Annotated in this window: 14 protein-coding genes and 3 pseudogenes; 8 read left to right on the forward strand and 9 right to left on the reverse strand. The window is 61.2% G+C overall.

Annotated features, from left to right (window positions below; translation table 11 throughout):
- Together U4Y90_RS34325 and U4Y90_RS36220 are read left to right on the forward strand one after the other, a co-directional pair.
- On the forward strand, nt 1-652 hold a 652-nt coding region (locus tag U4Y90_RS34325; protein ID WP_321801417.1), incomplete at its 5' end, for an aldehyde dehydrogenase family protein.
- Nucleotides 653-698: 46 nt separating this feature from the next.
- Nucleotides 699-995, forward strand: a complete 297-nt coding sequence (locus tag U4Y90_RS36220; protein WP_415749448.1) for a hypothetical protein — start codon at nt 699-701, stop codon at nt 993-995.
- A gap of 425 nt (nt 996-1,420) precedes the next feature.
- Here the strand turns inward: U4Y90_RS36220 and U4Y90_RS34335 are convergent, their stop codons facing one another.
- The 4 genes and pseudogenes from U4Y90_RS34335 to U4Y90_RS34345 form a co-directional block, all read right to left on the reverse strand.
- A complete protein-coding gene (locus U4Y90_RS34335) occupies nt 1,421-1,813 on the reverse strand; it encodes a LysR substrate-binding domain-containing protein (protein WP_321801418.1) in 393 nt (130 codons plus the stop codon).
- A gap of 9 nt (nt 1,814-1,822) precedes the next feature.
- Nucleotides 1,823-1,867: pseudogene (locus U4Y90_RS36225) on the reverse strand (hypothetical protein); the annotation flags it as partial.
- A 3-nt stretch (nt 1,868-1,870) separates the two neighbouring features.
- Nucleotides 1,871-2,725, reverse strand: coding sequence for a hypothetical protein (locus U4Y90_RS34340; protein ID WP_321801419.1), 855 nt, complete (start codon nt 2,723-2,725; stop codon nt 1,871-1,873).
- A 232-nt stretch (nt 2,726-2,957) separates the two neighbouring features.
- The gene (locus U4Y90_RS34345; RefSeq protein ID WP_321801449.1) at nt 2,958-3,434 is read right to left on the reverse strand and encodes a Fic family protein; all 477 of its coding nucleotides are present in this window, start codon (nt 3,432-3,434) and stop codon (nt 2,958-2,960) included.
- A 77-nt stretch (nt 3,435-3,511) separates the two neighbouring features.
- Here U4Y90_RS34345 and U4Y90_RS34350 point away from each other — a divergent pair.
- Nucleotides 3,512-4,172 (forward strand): annotated as a pseudogene (locus U4Y90_RS34350) (IS630 family transposase); the annotation flags it as partial.
- On the opposite strand, the gene U4Y90_RS34355 reads toward U4Y90_RS34350, so the two are convergent.
- The 5 genes and pseudogenes from U4Y90_RS34355 to U4Y90_RS34375 all read right to left on the reverse strand — a co-directional run.
- A complete protein-coding gene (locus tag U4Y90_RS34355) occupies nt 4,169-5,485 on the reverse strand; it encodes an MFS transporter (RefSeq protein ID WP_321801420.1) in 1,317 nt (438 codons plus the stop codon). The pseudogene U4Y90_RS34350 and the gene U4Y90_RS34355 overlap by 4 nt on opposite strands.
- Before the next feature lie 299 nt (nt 5,486-5,784).
- Nucleotides 5,785-6,711 carry a 2-dehydropantoate 2-reductase gene (locus tag U4Y90_RS34360; RefSeq protein ID WP_321801421.1) on the reverse strand — a complete coding sequence of 309 codons (927 nt, stop codon included), beginning with the start codon at nt 6,709-6,711 and terminating at the stop codon, nt 5,785-5,787.
- A gap of 11 nt (nt 6,712-6,722) precedes the next feature.
- Nucleotides 6,723-7,802 (reverse strand): isocitrate/isopropylmalate dehydrogenase family protein, encoded by a 1,080-nt coding sequence (locus tag U4Y90_RS34365; protein WP_321801423.1) that lies wholly within the window; start codon nt 7,800-7,802, stop codon nt 6,723-6,725.
- Nucleotides 7,803-7,922: 120 nt separating this feature from the next.
- Complete coding sequence (locus tag U4Y90_RS34370; RefSeq protein ID WP_321801424.1) at nt 7,923-8,828, reverse strand: LysR family transcriptional regulator; 906 nt, start codon at nt 8,826-8,828, stop codon at nt 7,923-7,925.
- Between the two features lie 490 nt (nt 8,829-9,318).
- Nucleotides 9,319-10,209: pseudogene (locus U4Y90_RS34375) on the reverse strand (MFS transporter); the annotation flags it as partial.
- Between the two features lie 148 nt (nt 10,210-10,357).
- Here U4Y90_RS34375 and U4Y90_RS34380 point away from each other — a divergent pair.
- The 5 genes from U4Y90_RS34380 to U4Y90_RS34400 all read left to right on the forward strand — a co-directional run bounded on the left by U4Y90_RS34380 (nt 10,358) and on the right by U4Y90_RS34400 (nt 18,964).
- On the forward strand, nt 10,358-11,101 hold the full coding sequence (locus U4Y90_RS34380) for a GntR family transcriptional regulator (protein ID WP_321801426.1): 744 nt from the start codon (nt 10,358-10,360) through the stop codon (nt 11,099-11,101).
- Nucleotides 11,102-11,401: 300 nt separating this feature from the next.
- On the forward strand, nt 11,402-12,718 hold the full coding sequence (locus U4Y90_RS34385; protein WP_321801427.1) for an MFS transporter: 1,317 nt from the start codon (nt 11,402-11,404) through the stop codon (nt 12,716-12,718).
- A gap of 778 nt (nt 12,719-13,496) precedes the next feature.
- A complete protein-coding gene (locus U4Y90_RS34390; protein ID WP_321801429.1) occupies nt 13,497-14,795 on the forward strand; it encodes an ATP citrate lyase citrate-binding domain-containing protein in 1,299 nt (432 codons plus the stop codon).
- A gap of 10 nt (nt 14,796-14,805) precedes the next feature.
- A complete protein-coding gene (locus tag U4Y90_RS34395) occupies nt 14,806-17,505 on the forward strand; it encodes a CoA-binding protein (RefSeq protein WP_321801430.1) in 2,700 nt (899 codons plus the stop codon).
- Between the two features lie 163 nt (nt 17,506-17,668).
- Nucleotides 17,669-18,964 (forward strand): MFS transporter, encoded by a 1,296-nt coding sequence (locus U4Y90_RS34400; RefSeq protein ID WP_321801432.1) that lies wholly within the window; start codon nt 17,669-17,671, stop codon nt 18,962-18,964.
- The last annotated feature ends 24 nt before the right edge of the window (nt 18,965-18,988 follow it).

An 18,988-nucleotide genomic window follows, 5' to 3' on the forward strand; every position in this document is an offset into this window, starting at 1 on the left:
CTACGATATCGAGACCGCCGCCCGGACGCTGGGAGAGTCTTATTTCGGCTATAACACCGGGCAGATCTGTCACAGCCTTACCCGTGTGATCGTACCGCGCGACAAACACGAATTGATGGTCCAGGCGCTGTCCGACGTCGCGGGAAAAATCGTGCTGGGCGACCCGTTCGAGGAAGAAACGACGTCGGGCCCGCTCGCAAGCGCTCGCCAGCGCGATACAGTCGAGCGATTTGTCGCCAAGGGTGTAGCGGAAGGCGCCTTGCTTGCGACGGGAGGCAGAAGACCGCCGCATATAAAACGTGGATTCTTCTTCGAACTGACCGTGTTTGGCAACGTCGATAACCGGTCGGCGATAGCTCAGGAGGAAATCTTCGGCCCGGTGCTCAGCGTTATTCCGGTCGACGACGAAGCAGACGCAATCCGTGTCGCCAATGACACGCCATTTGGTCTTAACGCGGCCGTCTTCACCAACGATCGAGAGCGAGCGATGCGGGTGGCCAGGCAACTCCGATCCGGCACGGTCGGACACAACGGTCCCCGCACCGATTTTTCAATCGGCTTCGGGGGCTTCAAACAGTCTGGAATCGGGCGAGAGGGTGGCATAGAGGGCTTGATGGCTTTCATGGAATCCAAGACGATCGTGATGGCCTGACGCCTGCAAGGTGGAAACGTAGCTATGTCCATCGAGGGTAAGTCATATGAAGACCGTTAGCATCAAAACACCGTACTGGGATATTGCGGCCGACGTTCATTTTCCTCCGGGCTTCAACGAAGCCGGGAAGTATCCTGCAATCATCAGTGCTCACCCGATCGGTAGCTGCAAGGAGCAGACGTCCGGCAACGTCTACGGTGAGGCGTTGGCCAAGGAAGGTTTCGTTGAACCGACGAACCCATCGCGCGGCGCGATCCGCCGCATTCTCGACCAACTCGCTGACCGAGCGGATGAGGTCCAGTGTGCCGACCCCGCAGATGTGCCTCATCACGCGCGGGACTGAACTGGTGCCGCGATGCTGGCGCTTCCTACGTACTGCCGGATCTTGCTGACGGTGAGCTCGTGCGTATGGGGCCCAAATGGCATTCAGACGCGAGCACGAATTCGCTTTACTACGCCTCGCGGTGACTTCTGCCGGGAAAGACGCGCGTATTCATCGACTTCGTGATTGAGAGCTTTCGGCAGCTCGGATATGCGCAAAGATTCGATGCGACAAAGGGCGAGCGCCCGATAACACGCACGCGCCAGGACGCATGATCCCACGCCAGGACGTCCCAAGGCGCGGGAGACGGAAAAAGGTCCTGCAAAAAAGCCGACAAACGCTTTTACCGCCGGGTTGCTGCGGCGGCTTTCCGGCCACATCGCATGCAGATGGAATCGGCCATAAGCGAACTCATGAAGTACAGGTTCGAGTTCGCGCCGTCGAACTTAAGGCGCGGCGATGTACGTCGTCGATATTCCGATTCTGGCACCCGCGGCCAACGTCGCGGCAATCGCGTTGCTAAGGTCGATAATAAAGCTGACGCAGGCGCGAACTCGACGTTCGCCGACTCGAATGGCGACATCCACGCCCTCCTTGATCAGGTCGACGTAGCGTTCGCTCAGGCGCAACTCGACGGTCCCTTTCGGATGCTGTCGGTAAAACGCCGGCAATGCGGGCGCGCGGATGTTCACGCCGGCGGATAACGGAGCTGTCACCTTGAGCGTTCCGCCCGGCTCCGCGCATGCAGCGGCGACGCCTTGCTCGATACGTTCCGCCTCGCGCAATAACCGCAGCGTGCGCTCCAGAAGGTCCCGCCCCTCCGGCGTCAGCGTCAGCAAGCGCGTAGTCCGGCTGAACAGCCTGAGTCCGAAGTGCCGCTCCAGCCGCTGGATGCCCTACTGCATGGAGCGCGCGGCGATTCCCTTCGCTTCATTGCTGCTCGAATCGATCGACAGCGCAGTGTTGGCATTTTGCCAGGCACACATGGCACGCTCCTGCACGACGCAACTGCGTGCCGCCTTCAAGGCCGCATTGCGAGCCCTCTCCCGCGACAGCAAATCCTGCTTGAGCCGGAGGGCTTCGGGATTGTCCGGCTGCAACGAAAGCGCCCAAGAAATGCCGGACCGCGCCAGTTGCAGGTTGTTTTTTTGGAGACCGTCCTGCGCTCGCGCGAGGGCAAGCGGCATCAACTTCTGATTTTTTTCAGCGGATGCCTTGTCACTCGGCGGCGGCGCTTCCGAGCTTGGGGCAATCGTCGGAACCTGCCGCATGGTCGGGGCCTGCGCGGGGTGAATCAAGTCGTTCGACGTCACCACGCCTCGCGCGCCGATCGATCTCGTCGGCTCTTCCTGCGTGTCATGATTCTGAATCCAGTACAAGAGCCCCGATCCGCCGGTGAGCACGAAGGCCACCGCAAACGTCAGCACTGCCCCCTTTTTCATGCCCCGACGACCGGTATTGCGGCGCGGCGGCGGATGGACCTCGTCGTCGGGATAAACGGCATCGTTCGATGCGAACGAGGATGCATTTTGCCGCGGCCACGGCGGCGGGTCAGGCGGACGATCAACACGCCCGTTCGGTGCGTCGTGCGCTGCCGCTCCGGGCTTCCTCGCGGCGGGTGCACGATCGCCGAACACAAACCGCGCAGGCGCACCGCAATGAGGACAGGACGAAATCGGCCACGGCACCTTGCCACCGCAGCGTGCGCATGTTCCCGTGACAATCGGGGCACGAACGCCTTGTTCGTCCATCTCAACTCTCCTCCTGGTAACAGTGCGAACGAAACGTCAGCCCAGAAAAGTGCTTGATGCGACGGGCACAGGTGGCCGCTCGCTCGATATGGAAGGGCTCTCTTCCCCGCAATGACGAGCCAGACTAGGGCTGATAGTCTAACATCTGGCGCCCTTCGGCGCGCGTCACGCCATTGACATGGAACGTTAGCGATAACGCGACGGCGCGTCTTAATGTCGGTATCCTTATCATTTACCGAGGGGCCAAGGAAGGTCCTTGGTCGGCGGCCAAGCCGAGCGCGTCGAAGTAGAGGTCGAATGAACGCACAACCGATTCGGCGATCAGCGGAGCGATGCCCGCGTAGTTGTTGTTCACGCAAGCGTCGTCCAGCGAATCGCAATAGGCTGCGCGATCCTCATTGCGGATAACAGCCGGGGGATAGCTCGACTTCATCAATTCGATATTCAGAAACAGGCGACCTGCTCTGCCGTTTTCGTCCACGAACGGATGGATCCTGACGAACCACGTATGAAGTTCCGCTGCGCGCTCAATGGGATGCATGTTCCCTGCTCCCGCATGCCACTCGAGAAGCGCCGCCAGTTCGGCCGGAAGATCCAGGAAGTCGGGCGGCGTGGTTCGCGCGTCGGCGATCGCCACGTTCACATGACGGTAGCGACACGCCTCCTCACTGACGCGGCGCTTCAGCACGGCGTTGTGAATGTTGCGGATCTGCTAGGTCGAGATTGGCTCGTTGTTTGCGATGATCTCCTCGATGTAGCGCATCGCGTTGGGACGGCCCATGGTCGAAGAGCTTTAAGCTTTCTACCGATCCGTACTTCGTCGAGAAGGTGCGCGATATTGTCGGCCTGTATCTGAGTCCGCCCACCAACGCCCTTGGTACTGTGTGTCGACGAGAAAAGCCAGTGCCAGGCACTTGAGCGCACGCAGCCAGTGTTGCCGATGGGTCCAGGCTATCTCGAAGGTGTGACGCACGACTATATCCGGCATTGCACAACAACCTTGTTTGCTGCGCTCAATGCAGTGACGGGCGAGGTCATCGCACAATGCAAGTCGCGTCACCGGCATCAGGAGTTTCTGGCCTTTTTGAAGCACGTTGATCAAGCAGTTCCCGAGGATCTTGACGTGCATCTGATTGTCGATAACTACGCTACGCATAAGCACCCCAAGGTCAAGGCATGGCTGGCGAAGCACACGCGTTATCACATGCACTTCACGTCGACCTATTCGAGCTGGCTCAATCAGGTGGAGCGCTGGTTTGGCCTGATCACGCAGCAGGCTATCCGGCGCGGCTCCTTCAGAAATGTACGCCAGCTCATTGCCAGCATTGAGCGCTATGTTGCGCAGTACAACCAGCACGACCGTCCGTTCGTCTGGACGGCAACCGCCGATTCCATCCTTCAGAAAGTGGCTCGGTTATGTAAAGCTATTTCTGGGGCGGGACACTAGACGTCTTTGGCTCGAAGTTGAGCGGGGAAAACCCAGATCGCGATCGCGGCGCAAAGCACGCACAAGGCGACGATCGTGTAGAGCGCAGGCGTCGTGCTTCCGGTCAGATCGCTAATACGGCCAACCATCACCGGGCTGACGATGCCGCCCAGTTGCCCGATGGAATTGATCAGCGCGATCCCGCCCGCAGCGCCAACACCGGTAACCACCTTCGGAGGGAGCGTCCAGAATGCCGGAATTGTCGTCAGCATGCCGGTGCCGAGCACGATCAGCGCCACGACCAGTGCGGCAGGGTTTTTGGCGAAGATGCCCGCGCCGAGAAAGCCTACCGCAGTGAGCAGCATGCATCCCGCGAATACCATGCGGCGGTTTCCCGTGCGATCACCCAGCTTGCCCATCGTAAGCATGCCGATACCGCCGAACAAATACGGAAGGGCCGTGAGCAGACCGATCATCGCCGGGTCTTTGATCCCCGACGAGCGAATCAGCTGCGGCATCCAGAAGTTCATTCCGTACGACGCGATCTGAACGAGGAAATACGCGAGCGCCAAGATCAGGAACGCCTTCGATTTCAACGCGCCGAGGAACGAATGGCTCTCCGCCTTCTTTGCGTCGGCATCGAGTTTCGAGCGCAACAAAGCCTTCTCGTCGTTCGTCAGCCAGTTTGCGTCTTCGACATGATCGTCAAAACGCCACAGCACGACGAATCCGAGCAGTACGCACGGCAAACCACCGATCAGGAAAATCCAGTGCCATGCGGCCATTCCCATCACACCTTCGAAGTGAGAGAGGATGAATCCTGACAACGGCGCACCGAGGACGCCTGAGAACGCAAGGGCAAGGAAAAGCAAGCCGCTGACACGGCCACGATGTTTCGCGGGAAACCACGTTGACAGATAGTAGAGTACGCCCGGTGCGAAGCCCGCTTCCATCGCGCCGATGATGAAGCGAGCAACGTAGAACTGCATTTCGCTGCGAACGAAGACCATGCACGCCGTGGCGATACCCCACGAGATCATAATGCGCGCGATCCATTTACGCGGTCCGACGCGAAAGAGAAAAAGGTTACTCGGGACTTCGCAGGCGACGTAGCCCACCACGAACAGGGCTGCACCCAGACCGTAGGCGGTGTCGCTTAATGCAAGCTCCTTCTGCAAATGAAACTTCGCGAAGCTGATGTTGATCCGATCAAACCATGCGAAAAGGTAGCAGATGATGATGAGCGGGATGACGCGTAGCTTGACCTTCAGCATGAGCGCTGATTCGGCATCGCGCATTTCCGCGCCTCCTTCCAATGCCTTGTTGATTTGCATGTGCTTCCCCTTATGTCTCTGGTAAAGGGTAGGTATCGCGGCGTTGATCCAAGGCCGCGTCCGAAACGACAAGTCCGGGTCAATGCCGGCTCGATGAGAGCGACTCAGTTCAAGCGCGCAGGCCCGCAATTATTCTTTGCGTTCTCGTTTCCGGCGGACTGTTCTGCACGCAACTGCGTCGCTATCTGTATTGACGGTTCATGATTGTCTCCATTTCGCTTTTCTAATAGCGGTGCGATGCACCGGTCGTTGACGGACGGAGAAGCGACACCCACCCGGTTCCGGGCAGGTGGGTCGTATTACTCGGTGAAGTTGGCTTCGCGCGCCTTGATGATCGCGACTACCGTGTCATTCACAGGAGTCGGTACGTCGTACTTCCTGCCTTCGCGGGAGATCGATCCGTTGATGGCTTCGACTTCACCGCGGCGACCGAGGTTGTAGTCGAGCAGCATCGAGGGGCGAGCGTTCGGAATCTTGCTGCCGAGCTTGCGGATATGTTCGATCGGATCGCCCACGTCGAGACGAATACCAGCGGCCTTTGCCACCGCAATCGCTTCCTCTGCCGCGCCCTTCGCTACGCTCCACGCGCTCGGGTTCGCCATCACTTCGCCAATCGTCATCCCTGTCGCACATGTGGTGCCCGAGAATGCGACGTTCATGATGAGTTTTTCCCAAACCATCTGGTCGATGTCTTCGAAGATCGCAACCTTGAAACCCGACGAGCGCCAGATTTCGGCGGATGCTTCGAGGTCATCGCGCGACAGGCCGCGATACGCGCCGAAGCGGATCATCTCCATGCCGTTGTGATGGGCATGGCCGGGAGCCCGAATCGAAGCGCCAAAGCCACCGACCACACCCACTGCGATCCGGTTCTCGCCGAGAATCGCCGCTGCCTTTTCCGCAGAACCCAAACCGTTCTGGATGGTCTGCACGACGGTCTTCGGGCCAAGAAGCTGCTCCGATGCACGTGCAGCCGCTTCGACGTCGAACGCCTTCGTCGCGATAATGACGAGATCGCATTCGCCGATGCCATCGGTGGTCGTGCTGGCGTGAATCGGCACCGTCCGGTCGCCGCTCGCGCCTTCAACGCGCAGACCTTTTTCCTGCATCGCGGCCACGTGATCGGGCCACAGACAGATCGCATGGACTTCGTGGCCGGCGCTCACCATCAGGCCGGCGTACACGGAGCCCATGGCTCCGCTGCCTACAATCGCTACTTTTGCCATTTCCGTGGTCCTTAGTTGCTGAGCACGGAGACGATTGCCTTCGTGACGCTTTCCGTGTTGCCGTCGCCGCCGATATCGGGCGTGCGCGGGCCGTCTTGCAGAACCTTGGCCGTTGCTTTGCGGATTGCAGCAGCAACCTTCTCGCAACGCGGATCATTGTTCTGCTGAGCAATCCATTCGAGCATCATTGCGGCGGACAGGATCGTCGCGACCGGGTTGGCCACGCCCTTGCCAGCGATGTCCGGTGCGCTGCCGTGGCTCGGTTGGAAAATCCCGTGCTGCAGGCTCACGTCGCCCGACGGAGCGACGCCGAGGCCGCCAACGACACCTGCGGCGATTTCCGAGGTGATATCGCCAAAGACGTTTTCGGTGACCACCACGTCATAGCGTTCCGGGTTCGTGACGAACATCATCGAACCTGCGTCAATGTAGATGCGAGCGGTGCCGATGTCGGGGTGACGCTCCGCGACTTCATCGAACACTTTGCGCAGGAAAGCGTTGCTGCGCAGCACGTTCGACTTGTCCAGCAGCGTGACGTGACCCGGTGTGCCATGCGCCGCGCGGCGCTGCTTGGCCTGCTCGAAGGCCACTTCGAACAGCTTTTCGCTGGTGGCGCGGGTGATCGTCAGGCGATCGCTGACGGCTTCGTTGCTCGGTTCCTGTTCGTCGTGGCGGCCAGCGAACAGGCCTTCCGTGGTTTCACGGATCACGAGCATATTCACCTTGTTGGCTTTCACACGCGTCGGCACGCCGGGGAACAGTTCGCACGGGCGCAGGCTCGCGAACAGGCCATAGCGTTCGCGAAGATCGATTTGCGGCGCAATCTCGGTGCCGTCGGCCTTGCGAACAGTGGGCAGCCCCATCGCACCCAGGAGAACCGCGTCTGCCTCGCCAACCGCGATCGCGTCGGCTTCGGACATGGATTCGCCGGTGCGCTGATAGAGGCCGGCGCCCGCATCGTAGGCGGTGTACTTCAGTTCGAGGCTTTCGTTGGCGGCAGCCGCCTTCAGGACGCGGACCGCAGCGTCAACCACCTCAGGACCGATACCGTCGCCCGGCAGGAGGGCGATTTCGTATTGCGCCTTGCTCATCTCGTGTCTCCAGATTTAACCGGCGCCGTCGCGGTGCCGTTGGGTCAAATAATGGAGAACTACGCCCGAGCTGAGAATTATTAGTTGGCTAGCCAGCCGTAACGAACCGTTATGGCTGCCTCAAGCCCCGCGCCGCACGGCTGCGCGGGCCTGAAGGTGCGCGACAAGGCTCTCAGCCGCTGGCGAGAGGGCTTCGCGACTACGAATCGCGATGCCGAGGCGACGGTGCGCCCACGATTCGTCGAGGGGCACTTCAGTGATTCCCAAGCGCTTGACGAACAGTTTCGTCAGGTTCCGAGGCGCGATTGCAATGCCGAGGCCGGATGAGACCATCAGACACAGAGCGTCGTAGCCGGTCACCTGAATCCGGAGCCGAAAATCCTTTTGCAGCCGATTGGCGATCTGGGTGAGCTGCGTGTTGATCGCACTTCCGGTACGCAGGCCGACGAAATCCCACGACAGAGCTTCCTCGAACCGAATGTTCTTTCTGCCCGCTAGCGCGTGGTCACGTCGAACGACGACCGCCAATTCGTCTTCCTCGTAGGGCAGCGTCTCGACGTTTTCAGCGTGAGGCTCGAAGGTAAAGATCCCAACGTCTGCGGCGTTCTCAGCGACGGATCGCAGTGTGACCAGGCTGTTGCGTTCCTCGAGCCGGATCTCGACCGCCGGATGGTCTGCCAGGAAAGTCGCAAGGTCGTCCGGGAGGAACTGGGTGATCGCCGAGATATTCGAGAAAACCCGCACTTGACCGCGCGTGCCCGAGGCGTAGTCGAGCATCTCAGTATGGATGTCGTCGAGGTAGTTGACGGCGCGGCGCGCAAGATTTAGCAACGCATACCCGGCAGCCGTCGGCTCGACGCCCTTGTGATGACGGGTCAGCAAGGTGGTCCGTAGCGTTTCCTCTAGCGCGCTAATGCGCTTGCTCACGGCCGGCGCGGCGATGTGCTCTCGTTCAGCCGCTGCCGCGATACTTCCCTCTTCGACCACGGCAATGAAGAAACTCAGGGAGACCGGATCAAGCTTCATCGCCGCATCTCTGATGTTCCGGTGCGTCTACGCTGCTCATTAGTTCACCTTTCTCTACGCATGGTCGAAGAAGTTTAACTGAACGCCTCTGCAGCCTGGATTGATGCTTCGCTGTCGTTCGCGATGCGGCGCAGTCCAACGCCGGCTTCGGGAACAGCGAACATGTCTTTTCGACCTGAGCCGCCGTCGAGCATCACGCAACCAGGATGACCGTTAGCGAAAGTGCTGCGGACGTCGCTGCGAAGACCGAGCCGTTGGCGCTCTCAGATCGCATTTCGCGGCCTCCCTGGTGAAGCGCCGCACAGGCATCGTGAAGATCAGCTTTGACTCGCCTCGTTCGCGTAATGATGTCTCACGTTAGTCCTGGCTACCGCAGAGCAAGACCCGCCGATTTTCATCGGCGCTGCGGCTTTGTCCATTGATTTGCGAACTCGCGAACAAGTCGTAAGCGTCGCTACGCCTCGCTTCTCGGCGGCAACTTTTGCGACCCGCATGGCGCAATCGAAACGACGTTCCGCCGCTGACTGCTTTCCATGATGAGATAGGCGTTCGCCATGTAGCCGCACCAGAAGGCGATGATGACGACGGCCAGGTACCCGCCCGTGTTCAAGACCGAGAGGTGCCGTTCTTTGGACAGAAACGTCGGGAGCCACGTCATGATGGCGTAATAGCCGCCATGGGAGCCGGTGCCCGAGACTGCGCCAATGAGCGTCGTCTTCAGAACCCGAGGCTGGAAGACCTGCGTGACTTGACGCCACATGGCGACTTTAGGCTCGCTACACTCGGGTGCGATGCGTGCGGGTTCGCGAAGGTTGCGTCGCACGTAGAGCACGAGAATCGCGGGGAGCAGGCCAACGCCGAACATCACACGCCACGCCGTGTCAGCGGGCAACCATGTGAAGGCCGCGGCGTACAGGAGCACCGCGCCACCCCAGCCGACGGCCCACGCGCTTTGGACGGCGCCCATCGCCTTGCCGCGGTTTTCCGGGCGGATGGTCTCGGCCATCAACACGGCTCCAGCAGCCTACTCGCCGCCGAACCCGAAGCCCTGCAATGCCTTCAGCGCGAGAAGTTGCGGAAAGCTCTGAGCAAGGCACAAAGAAACGTGAACCCCGAGAACTAAAGAATCGTAATTTGTAACGTTCGAACTCGCCCGAACTTGTCGGAGAGCGCGCCTGCCAGCCATCCTCCAGTGCAGAGGAAACCAACGTTACGGCGCTGATCGCGCCCGCCCGGGTGTGGTCAATTCCGTGGGCTGCAATGATGGCAGGGATCGCCAGCGTGAACATCTGGACATCGAGTGCATCGAGCCCCGCCCCGCGAAACATCCCCAAAAGGTCCGGCGCTCGATGCCCGTGCCTCGTTTGTACCAAGTGAACATTGCCGCCGCCCCGACTGATTCGTATCTTCATATATATGCCTATATGTGACCGGTCTAAAAGATACATTGGCGTTGTCTCTGCCGACTAACCCTCGGAGCGCGCGGTGATGTACATTTAGAGCTAGAGTTGTGGTTAACTATATGACTTATGAACATTGCTTCCTTTCCAGCCAAAGCCGACCTGCGCCTGCCGCGCTACCAGCTCATCCGCGATGACCTTGTGCGTCGGATCGCGAATGGGGAATGGACGCCCGAGCAAGCAATACCGACCGAGGCCGACCTCTGCGAGGCCTATGTCGTGTCGATTGGCACTTTGCGTAAAGCCATCGACCTACTGGTAACCGAAGGCGTTGTCACTCGCACGCAAGGAAAAGGCACGTTCGTGCGTCGACCACGCTTCGATTCGTCGCTTTTTCGTTTTTTTCGCTTTAAATCGGCCGAAGGACATTCCGTCCAGCCCACCGGCAAAGTTTTGAAGCGTGAGATTGTGAAGCCGGGCGAGGCGATTCGAGACGCGCTTTTATTGAAGCCGACAGAGAAGACCATACACTTGTCCCGGGTGCGGCTCATCGATTCGGAACCTGTTCTACGCGAGGAAATCTGGCTCGCTCGAAACCGCTTTGATGCGCTGGCGACACTTCCACTCGGCGACTTCGGGGACCTCATGTATCCCCTCTACGAGCGGGTTTGCCGCCAGATCGTGGCATCGGCCACTGAGACCCTGACGGTCGAACAGGCCGATAAAGAGGACGCCGCGACGCTTCGCGTGCACGTCGGCAGCCCCATCATCATGGTCAATCGGGTAGCGCTGGACTTCGCCGGAACGCCAATAGAATGGCGCACCACCCGGGGCGCCGCGACCGGTTTCCAGTACCAGGTAGAAATTCGGTAATCATCTCTGTCGAGTCCGTGGATTTTCGGACTCTTCGCCTGATACGACACACTCCCCCGTTGTGCGCGGCCCGTGTCCGCGCGCATGTTCATTCCCACCTGACCGACCCGCCGCTCACCTGCCGCGTATCAAGGATCTGACCTTGGACGGGCCGGCCCGCACCTGTGCTCCTCGGGTAACACCTCATATCTACCGAGGTCATCCAGAGATATAAAGATATATATGTTTGTATCTTTCGTCGCGACGGCATCGTCCTCGTCATGAGCGACCGGTGTATCAGACGACATCTCTAGAGGGACCATGGACACAATTCCGATTTCTGAAAAGCAGGTGATGAGAAAGATGGCGTGGCGGCTGATGCCCTTGCTCATCGTCATGTTCCTCATTGCGTTCATCGACCGCCAGAACGTCGGCTTCGCGAAACTTGAAATGGTGCAGGCTCTGGGGATGACGGAGGCGGCCTACGGTTTCGGCGCCTCACTTTTCTTCATCGGCTACCTGTTGTTCGAGGTGCCGAGCACGCTGGCACTCCATCGATTTGGCGCCCGCACATGGCTTGCGCGAATCATGATTACGTGGGGCATCATCACCGTCCTGCTCGCCTTTACAAAGTCGCTGCCGCTGTTTTACTTCTATCGGTTCGCGCTCGGCGTTGCTGAAGCAGGCTTTTATCCCGGCGTCATCTACTACCTCACGCAATGGTTCCCGCCAAGCTACCGCACGCGCGTGCTCGGGTTCTTTACGCTCGGCAGCGCACTGGCGAACATGCTCGGGTCACTTGTCGGTGGGCTTCTGCTTTCGCTCGGAGGCACTTGGGATTTGCAAGGTTGGCAGTGGGTGTTCATCGCAACCGGCGCTCCCGCCATCCTGATTGCCTTTGTCGCGCTGAAATATCTTCCGAATTCGGTGCAAGTCGCACCGTTCCTCTCGCAAGCGGAGAAAGACGTCGTACACGCCGCTTTCGCGCGGGAAGCGTCGACAGAAGCGAAAGCATCGCATCCCTGGGCTGCGTTCATCGATCCCAAAGTCCTCATGTTTGCCGCGACGTACATGCTGATGTCGACTTCGCTCTACGGTGTGACGTATTGGATGCCGACGCTGGTGAAAAGCTATGGCGTGTCGTCGACCGTCAACGGTCTCCTGAACATGATTCCCTGGGCACTGGCCGCGTTGCTCCTGCTTTGGCTGCCAGGCAAGTTGAAACGGGAGCGCGTGGTCCTGCGAGCCATGACCGTCGTTGCGGGTATCGGGGTCGTCTGCTTCGCATCGAGCCTGGTATTGCCTACCGTTTCCCTTCGGTTCATTGCGCTGTGCCTGGGCGGGGCTTGTATTCCCTTGCTCTACCCATGCTTCTGGTCGCTTCCTCCGCGCTTTTTCTCCGGTGCTCGTGCTGCCGCAAGTGTCGCGGCCATCAACTGCATCGGCAATCTTGGAGGTTTTTTTGGCCAAAACCTCATGCCGTATGTTGGCAAAGTTAGCCAGAGCCATACCGCGCCGATGCTTGTGCCCACCGCATGTCTTCTACTGCTCGCGATTGGAACGGCCATCGCGCGATCCGTTGGCGCCCGGCGGAAAGCGGCAGTGCCTGCCGCGCAGGCGGACCTAAGTCGACCATGACCTCTTCTGGTCTAGGTCAACGACTCGTCCTGGACCGAGGTCCGCGCCAACGCCGGGTCGCGCAGATCGAGCGCGCAGAGTTCATCGTCCTCGCCGCGACCAGGGGAAGGGCAAGAACTGCACTGCGGTATGAAAGGCGGCCGTGAGATGTACAGTCCGAGCCACGACGTTCATTGACACAGTGGTAAGCCTTGTTCGTGGCCCGGAGCACGCTTGCCTTGCATCGGAGCGCTCTCGGACTCAACCTGTCGTTAAAGTGACCGATATCATTCGCCGGTGAGCGGTGGGAAGTGGCCGAACCGACACTCGCCTCTCCAGCTCGAGATTGCCAGATTTCAAAGCGGCGCAGTCTTTCACACAGACCCTACGATGTCTGAGAATGCGAATGAAAATGCCGCGTGCCGACCGGCGGGACTGCCTCCTTACGGCATTGATAACCTTTGAACATCAATGCTTCCAAAAATCGCACTTCTCGTTTGGAGCGTCTTGAGCAAATATCGATGCTCAAGACGTTCATAAACGCATCGACAGAGAACGCATCGGAGACAGGCGCGAAGCGCAGAACAGCGTTTCGCCGCATTCCACGACGGGCCCCGTCACGGGCGCCGCCAACGGTCGCCGACGCGCATCTCGCATGACCCACCTCGCTACTCGAATCCTGCCGACGCTCTCGCACGCGTCCACGGCAGCGGTGCAACTCGCGCCTGCCGAAGCGAGCGGAATGAATACCCAGTACCTGCTTCATTCGTCATTGCCTTGAAATTCAGGAGACACTCACATGCAGATCACCGGAATGTTGCACGGCGCGCGGCTGCTGCAATTCGTCGGCTTCCCGTCCAGCGAAGTGCTGGGCCCTGGCGCGAGCGAAGAAGAGATCAAGTCGCTCATCGACCGGCACGGTCAGATATTCATCAAGCCCGTGTTCAAGGGCGGCGTCGGCAAGAAAGGCAAGGCCGGCCTCCTCGGCCGCGCCACCGATCTCAAGACGGCGCTTTTGGAGAAGGAGCGGCTGTACTTCGCCGAGCACGCAGTGGGGCATCTGAAGGCGAAAGCCAACGGCGTGACGTTCGAAGCGGGCGTGCCGGCCACGCACGAAGTCTATTTTTCGATCACCGATTCCACGCGCTTTCGCGCGCCGACGATGACGCTCTCGCACAAGGGCGGGATGGATATCGAGGAAGTCGATCCGAAGCACGTCGCGATGGTGCCGTTCGATGCGCTGACCGGACTGAAGGCGTTCGTCGTCGCGAATGCGTTGAGCGAGATCGGTGCGCCGCGCGAAATCATCTCACCGCTCGTGCAGCAATTGCCGAAGCTCTGGGAACTGTTTCACGACTTCGGCATGACGACGCTCGAACTCAACCCGATCCGCATGCGCGAGGACAAGAAGGGGCGTCTCACGCCCGTGGCCTGCGACTTCAAATGCGGATTCGATCGCGACGACCCGCGCTTCTCGCGTCTCGGCCTGCCCGCGCATCTGTTCGCCGCGGACTACTCGGATTTCGAGCAGGAGATCAATCAACTTCGCACGCATCAGGGCCAGAGCGACGTGTACGTGATCAACGAGCGCGGCACGATCCTCGCGCCCACGTTCGGCGGCGGCGCGAACTCGCTCGTCACGGAGATGCTGGGCGATGCGGCCATCATCTCGTCGGACTTCGGCGGCAATCCTCCCTACGAGAAGATGAAGGAAGTGGCGCGGATCTGCTTCAGGCACTGGCTCAGGCAGTCGAATGTGCTGTTCATCATCGGCGGGAAGTCGAACAACACCGACATCTACGAAACCCTGCGCGCGATGGCCGATGCGTTGCGCGAGCACTTCAGCGAACATGGACCGACGCCGCTCTATGTCGTCCTCGGACGCGGCGGCCCGAACCTGGTGCGCGGCATGTCCGCGCTGCGCGATACCTGCGATTCGCTCGGCCTGCCCTATCGTCTCTTCGGCTTCGACTCCGACATCAGCGAAGTGATCCAGTACGCGCGCCGAGCCGATGCGTGGATGCAGGCGGGCGGTCGCGCGCAGGTCGCGACGCGCATCGGCGCGCGCGATGCACAGTCGCAAACGGAAACGGCCTGAGGAGATCGACATGCACAAGCAAGGCAGCAGCCATTTCAAGTACTTCGTCGGCATCCAGTCGCTGGCGCAGATCGCCACGCGCGAAGATCGCGTATGCGTGCTCAACATTCTCGGCGGCGAATCGTCGGACGTGACGCCGGTGAGCCACGCTTTCTCGGGCGCGAACGTCGTCTTCGGCACCGCGCCGGGCAAGGGCGGACAGGTGCTCCCGACGCCCGCCGGCGACATCCCCGTTTATAACAACGTCCGGGAAGGTCTTGAAGCCGGGCACCGCTTCAACTGCGGCGTGGTTTATCTGCCGCCGTCGGCGGCGCGCGATGGCGTCGCCGAACTCATCCGCGTCAATCCCGGGCTGCGCAAGATCTTCATCATCACGGAGAAGATCGCGGTGCACGACGCCCGCGAAATTCGCGCGATGGGCCAGCAGGCTGGCATCGACATCTTCGGCGCGAACGGGCTGGGCGTCGCGGATTCGTGGCAGCGCGTGCGCATCGGCGGCGCGCTCGGCGGAGACGACCCGGGCGCGACCTTGCGCCAGGGATCGATCGCGATCTTTTCCAATTCGGGCGGCTTCAGCACGACGATCGCGCAGTATCTGCGCATGAGCGGCTGGGGCACCTCGACAGTCATCTCCAGCGGCAAGGACGTCTACATCCACTATGCGGCGCCGGAGTTCGCGTTTGCGCTTGCCAACGACGCGCGCAGCAAGGCCGCCGTGCTGTATTGCGAGCCGGGCGGATACTACGAGGCCGACGCGGATTTCACGAAGCCCGTGGTCGCCTGCGTGGTGGGCCGCTGGAAAAGCCGCCTCACGCGGGCGGTGGGACATGCGGGCGCAATGGCGGGCGGCGCAGACGATGCGCTCGCCAAAGAGCGCTGGTTCATGGAGAAGTTCGGCGTCGAACGGCTCTTCACGCCGGACGATCCTTGCTGCTCGTCCAAGGGCGCGGTCGTGACGAACATCGCGCATATTCCCGCCGCGCTCACGGCGGTGATGCGCGCGAACGCGACCATGCCCGACTTCGAACCCGAAGGCAGCCTGGCGCTCAAGCCGTGGTTCGGCTCGGATCAAGGGCTCGCGTTGCCCGGCGATCTCGCGTTGCCGGTCGTGAGAGCGGTCGCGCCTTACGACGAACAGGTCGCACGAGTCAACGGACAGATCGGCGCGATCCCGCCGCGACAGACCTTGAAGGACGCTTCCGGCGCATCGCAGATGGACGCGAAGACGCAGGTCAGCAGCTTGCACGGCGCATCGATGCTCGAAGCCGCGACGCATTCGTTCGAAGCGAATGTCTGTCTCGCGCTGCTGCACGAGTTCGGCGGATCCAACGACGAAAAGCTCGTCAACGTGGCGGTCGGCGCGGCGGTGAACCTGCACGGCACGGCCGAACTCGCCGCCGCACAGGCGGCGCGTGAAGCGGGCAACGCGCCCAACGCGGTGCTCGCGGCCGCTGCCGCGATCATCGGGCCGAAGCGCCAGCACGCGGCGCGCGACGCGGTCAGGCTGATGATCGATCGCTTCGCGGCGGCGAAGCTGGAAGACGCATTCGACGAGACTTTCGACATCGACACCGTCGATACCGCCGGCAGCGCGTCACTCTTTTCCGAAGAACCCGACCCGAAAGCCGAAGCCCTGCTCGCGGGTCTCGCCGCACGCGGCGTGCGTCCGGCGATGATCCGGTGGCTGACGCACGGCCCGTGCCATCCGCGCGCGGACGCCGTGCTCGCCGCGATTACGACGACGCTCGCCTGGGGGCCGCTCATGCGCAAGCGCATCTCGCGCCTGACGGCGGAAAGTCTGCCGTGGTGGACGACGCTGTTCGGCACGCTGATCGGCGCCTCGGCGGATACGTCGCGCCATCGCCCGGACGGGTTCGCGGACTTTTCCACGGAGGAATTGCTCGGCGAGCGCTCGCTGACGGACGTCGCTTTCGCGGCGCTGCTCGGTCTGAAACCATCCGGCGACGACCTGCTCGCGTTCAGGACCCTGACCGGGCTGCTGCTCACTAACGGACCCGGCGCGATCTCGGCGCAGGGCGCGAAGGGCGCGGTATCCGCCGACGGACCCGAGGGTCCCGAGCGCGTGCAACTGAACAAGGCGCTCGCGGGCTTTCTCACGCATACCGGCTTTGCGCACGGTGGCAACGGTTACGAGGGCATCGCGTTTCTCAATGACGCGTTTCGCGACAGTGATCTCGACGACCCCGCCGACGCCCGCCACGGCGTCGATCTCAACGCGCTCGCACGCCGCTCCGTCGAACGCTACGCGCAATACAAGGCGCGGCAAAAGCAGTCGGGCAGCCTCGACATCGCCAAGCTGCCGGGCGTGAATCACCCGGTTTTCAAGGACAAGCCGGTCAATCACGATCCGCGCGAGGTGTTCATCGCCGAACTGTATGAAGCGCGCGGCGAGTACAACGCGTTCCATGCGTACTACCGCGCGCTGGTTCAGGCATTGTTCGACGCGGGCGTGTCGCGCAACGTGTACTGCGTCAACGTCGACGCGGTGATTGCCGCGCTGCTTCTGAAGATGCTGTGGCAGCCGCTCAAGCGCGGTGAATTCAGCGAGGCGGATCTCGAAACCGCGGCCTTCACAATCTTTCTTTATCCGCGCATGCTCGGCTGCGCGGCGGAGATCGACGATCACCTCAACCGTGGCCGCAACATGGACACGCGCACGGCCGCCTCGCAGTGCCGTTTCGTGGCCTGAAGGCCGGCGCCGGCGGTGTACCGCCGGCGTCATCGATTGATAATCATTGAACATCAATCGTTCGAAAATTTGCACTTCTCGTTTCAGGCGGTTCGGGCCACCATTCGCGAAACCAAACATCCGCGGGCCCGCCGCGAATTTCAAGGATTCAGGAGACACTTCGATGCACTCTTCCCCTACCCGGCCGTCAGGACAGTCGAAGGCCGCGGCCGTATTTCGCGTGACGGCCGGAAACTTCCTGGAGCAGTTCGACTTCTTTCTGTTCGGCTTCTACGCCACGCAGATCGCCAACGTGTTTTTTCCGGCCGCGAGCGAATTCGCTTCGCTGATGATGACCTTCGCAGTCTTCGGCGCGGGCTTCCTGATGCGGCCGCTCGGCGCGATCATCCTCGGCGCGTATATCGACGACGTAGGCCGCCGCAGGGGGCTCATCGTCACGCTCTCGATCATGGCGAGCGGCACGATCCTGATCGCGTTCGTGCCGGGCTACGCCACGATCGGCCTTCTTGCGCCCGCCCTCGTCTTGCTGGGTCGTCTGTTGCAAGGATTTTCGGCGGGCGCCGAACTGGGCGGCGTGTCGGTGTATCTCGCCGAGATGGCCACGCCCGGCCGCAAGGGATTTTTCACGAGCTGGCAATCCGCGAGCCAGCAAGTGGCGATCGTCGTCGCCGCCGGGCTCGGCTTCGCGCTCAATCAGTGGCTGGACACGGGGGCGATCGCCGCGTGGGGATGGCGCGTGCCGTTCTTCGTCGGCTGCATGATCGTGCCGTTCATATTCATGCTGCGTCGCAATCTCGAGGAAACTGAGGAGTTCAAGGCGCGTCAGCATCGGCCGACCATGAAGGAAGTGTTCGCCACGCTGGCGCGAAACTGGTTCGTCGTGATTGCCGGGGTGATGCTCGTCGCGATGACCACCACGAGCTTCTATCTCATCACGGTCTATGCGCCGACTTTCGGCAAGACGGTCCTGCATCTGAGCACCGCCGACAGCCTGCTGGTGACGTTGTGCATCGGCGTGTCGAACTTCGTGTGGCTGCCGATCGGGGGCGCGCTCTCGGACCGCATCGGCCGTCGCCCTCTGCTGCTCGGCATGACCGTGCTCGCGATCGCGACCGCGTATCCGGCGCTGTCGTTTCTGGCTCACGCGCCGAGCTTCGTCAACATGCTGCTCGTGCTGCTGTGGCTTTCCTTCATGTACGGCATGTACAACGGCGCAATGGTCGTTGCACTGACGGAAGTGATGCCGGTCGAAGTGCGCGTCGCGGGCTTCTCGCTCGCTTACAGCCTCGCGACGGCCGTATTCGGCGGCTTCACGCCCGCCATCTCCACCGCGCTCATTCACTTCACCGGCGACAAGGCCGCGCCCGGCATCTGGATGAGCTTCGCCGCCGCGTGCGCGCTCTGCGCCACGTTCGCGCTGTACCGTCGTCGCGCGGTGACGCTGACGCCGGCGCACTGATCACGCAACCGGACCTGTCTTCAT

The sequence above is a fragment of the Caballeronia sp. J97 genome, assembly GCF_905220305.1.
Classification (GTDB): Bacteria; Pseudomonadota; Gammaproteobacteria; order Burkholderiales; family Burkholderiaceae; genus Caballeronia.

Coding starts and splice junctions, on each gene's coding strand:
- U4Y90_RS36220 (WP_415749448.1), top strand. CDS start 699: ATGAAGACCGTTAGCATCAAAACACCGTACTGGGATATTGCGGCCGAC.
- U4Y90_RS34340 (WP_321801419.1), bottom strand. CDS start 2,725: ATGGACGAACAAGGCGTTCGTGCCCCGATTGTCACGGGAACATGCGCA.
- U4Y90_RS34355 (WP_321801420.1), bottom strand. CDS start 5,485: ATGCAAATCAACAAGGCATTGGAAGGAGGCGCGGAAATGCGCGATGCC.
- U4Y90_RS34360 (WP_321801421.1), bottom strand. CDS start 6,711: ATGGCAAAAGTAGCGATTGTAGGCAGCGGAGCCATGGGCTCCGTGTAC.
- U4Y90_RS34365 (WP_321801423.1), bottom strand. CDS start 7,802: ATGAGCAAGGCGCAATACGAAATCGCCCTCCTGCCGGGCGACGGTATC.
- U4Y90_RS34370 (WP_321801424.1), bottom strand. CDS start 8,828: ATGAAGCTTGATCCGGTCTCCCTGAGTTTCTTCATTGCCGTGGTCGAA.
- U4Y90_RS34380 (WP_321801426.1), top strand. CDS start 10,358: ATGAACATTGCTTCCTTTCCAGCCAAAGCCGACCTGCGCCTGCCGCGC.
- U4Y90_RS34385 (WP_321801427.1), top strand. CDS start 11,402: ATGGACACAATTCCGATTTCTGAAAAGCAGGTGATGAGAAAGATGGCG.
- U4Y90_RS34390 (WP_321801429.1), top strand. CDS start 13,497: ATGCAGATCACCGGAATGTTGCACGGCGCGCGGCTGCTGCAATTCGTC.
- U4Y90_RS34395 (WP_321801430.1), top strand. CDS start 14,806: ATGCACAAGCAAGGCAGCAGCCATTTCAAGTACTTCGTCGGCATCCAG.
- U4Y90_RS34400 (WP_321801432.1), top strand. CDS start 17,669: ATGCACTCTTCCCCTACCCGGCCGTCAGGACAGTCGAAGGCCGCGGCC.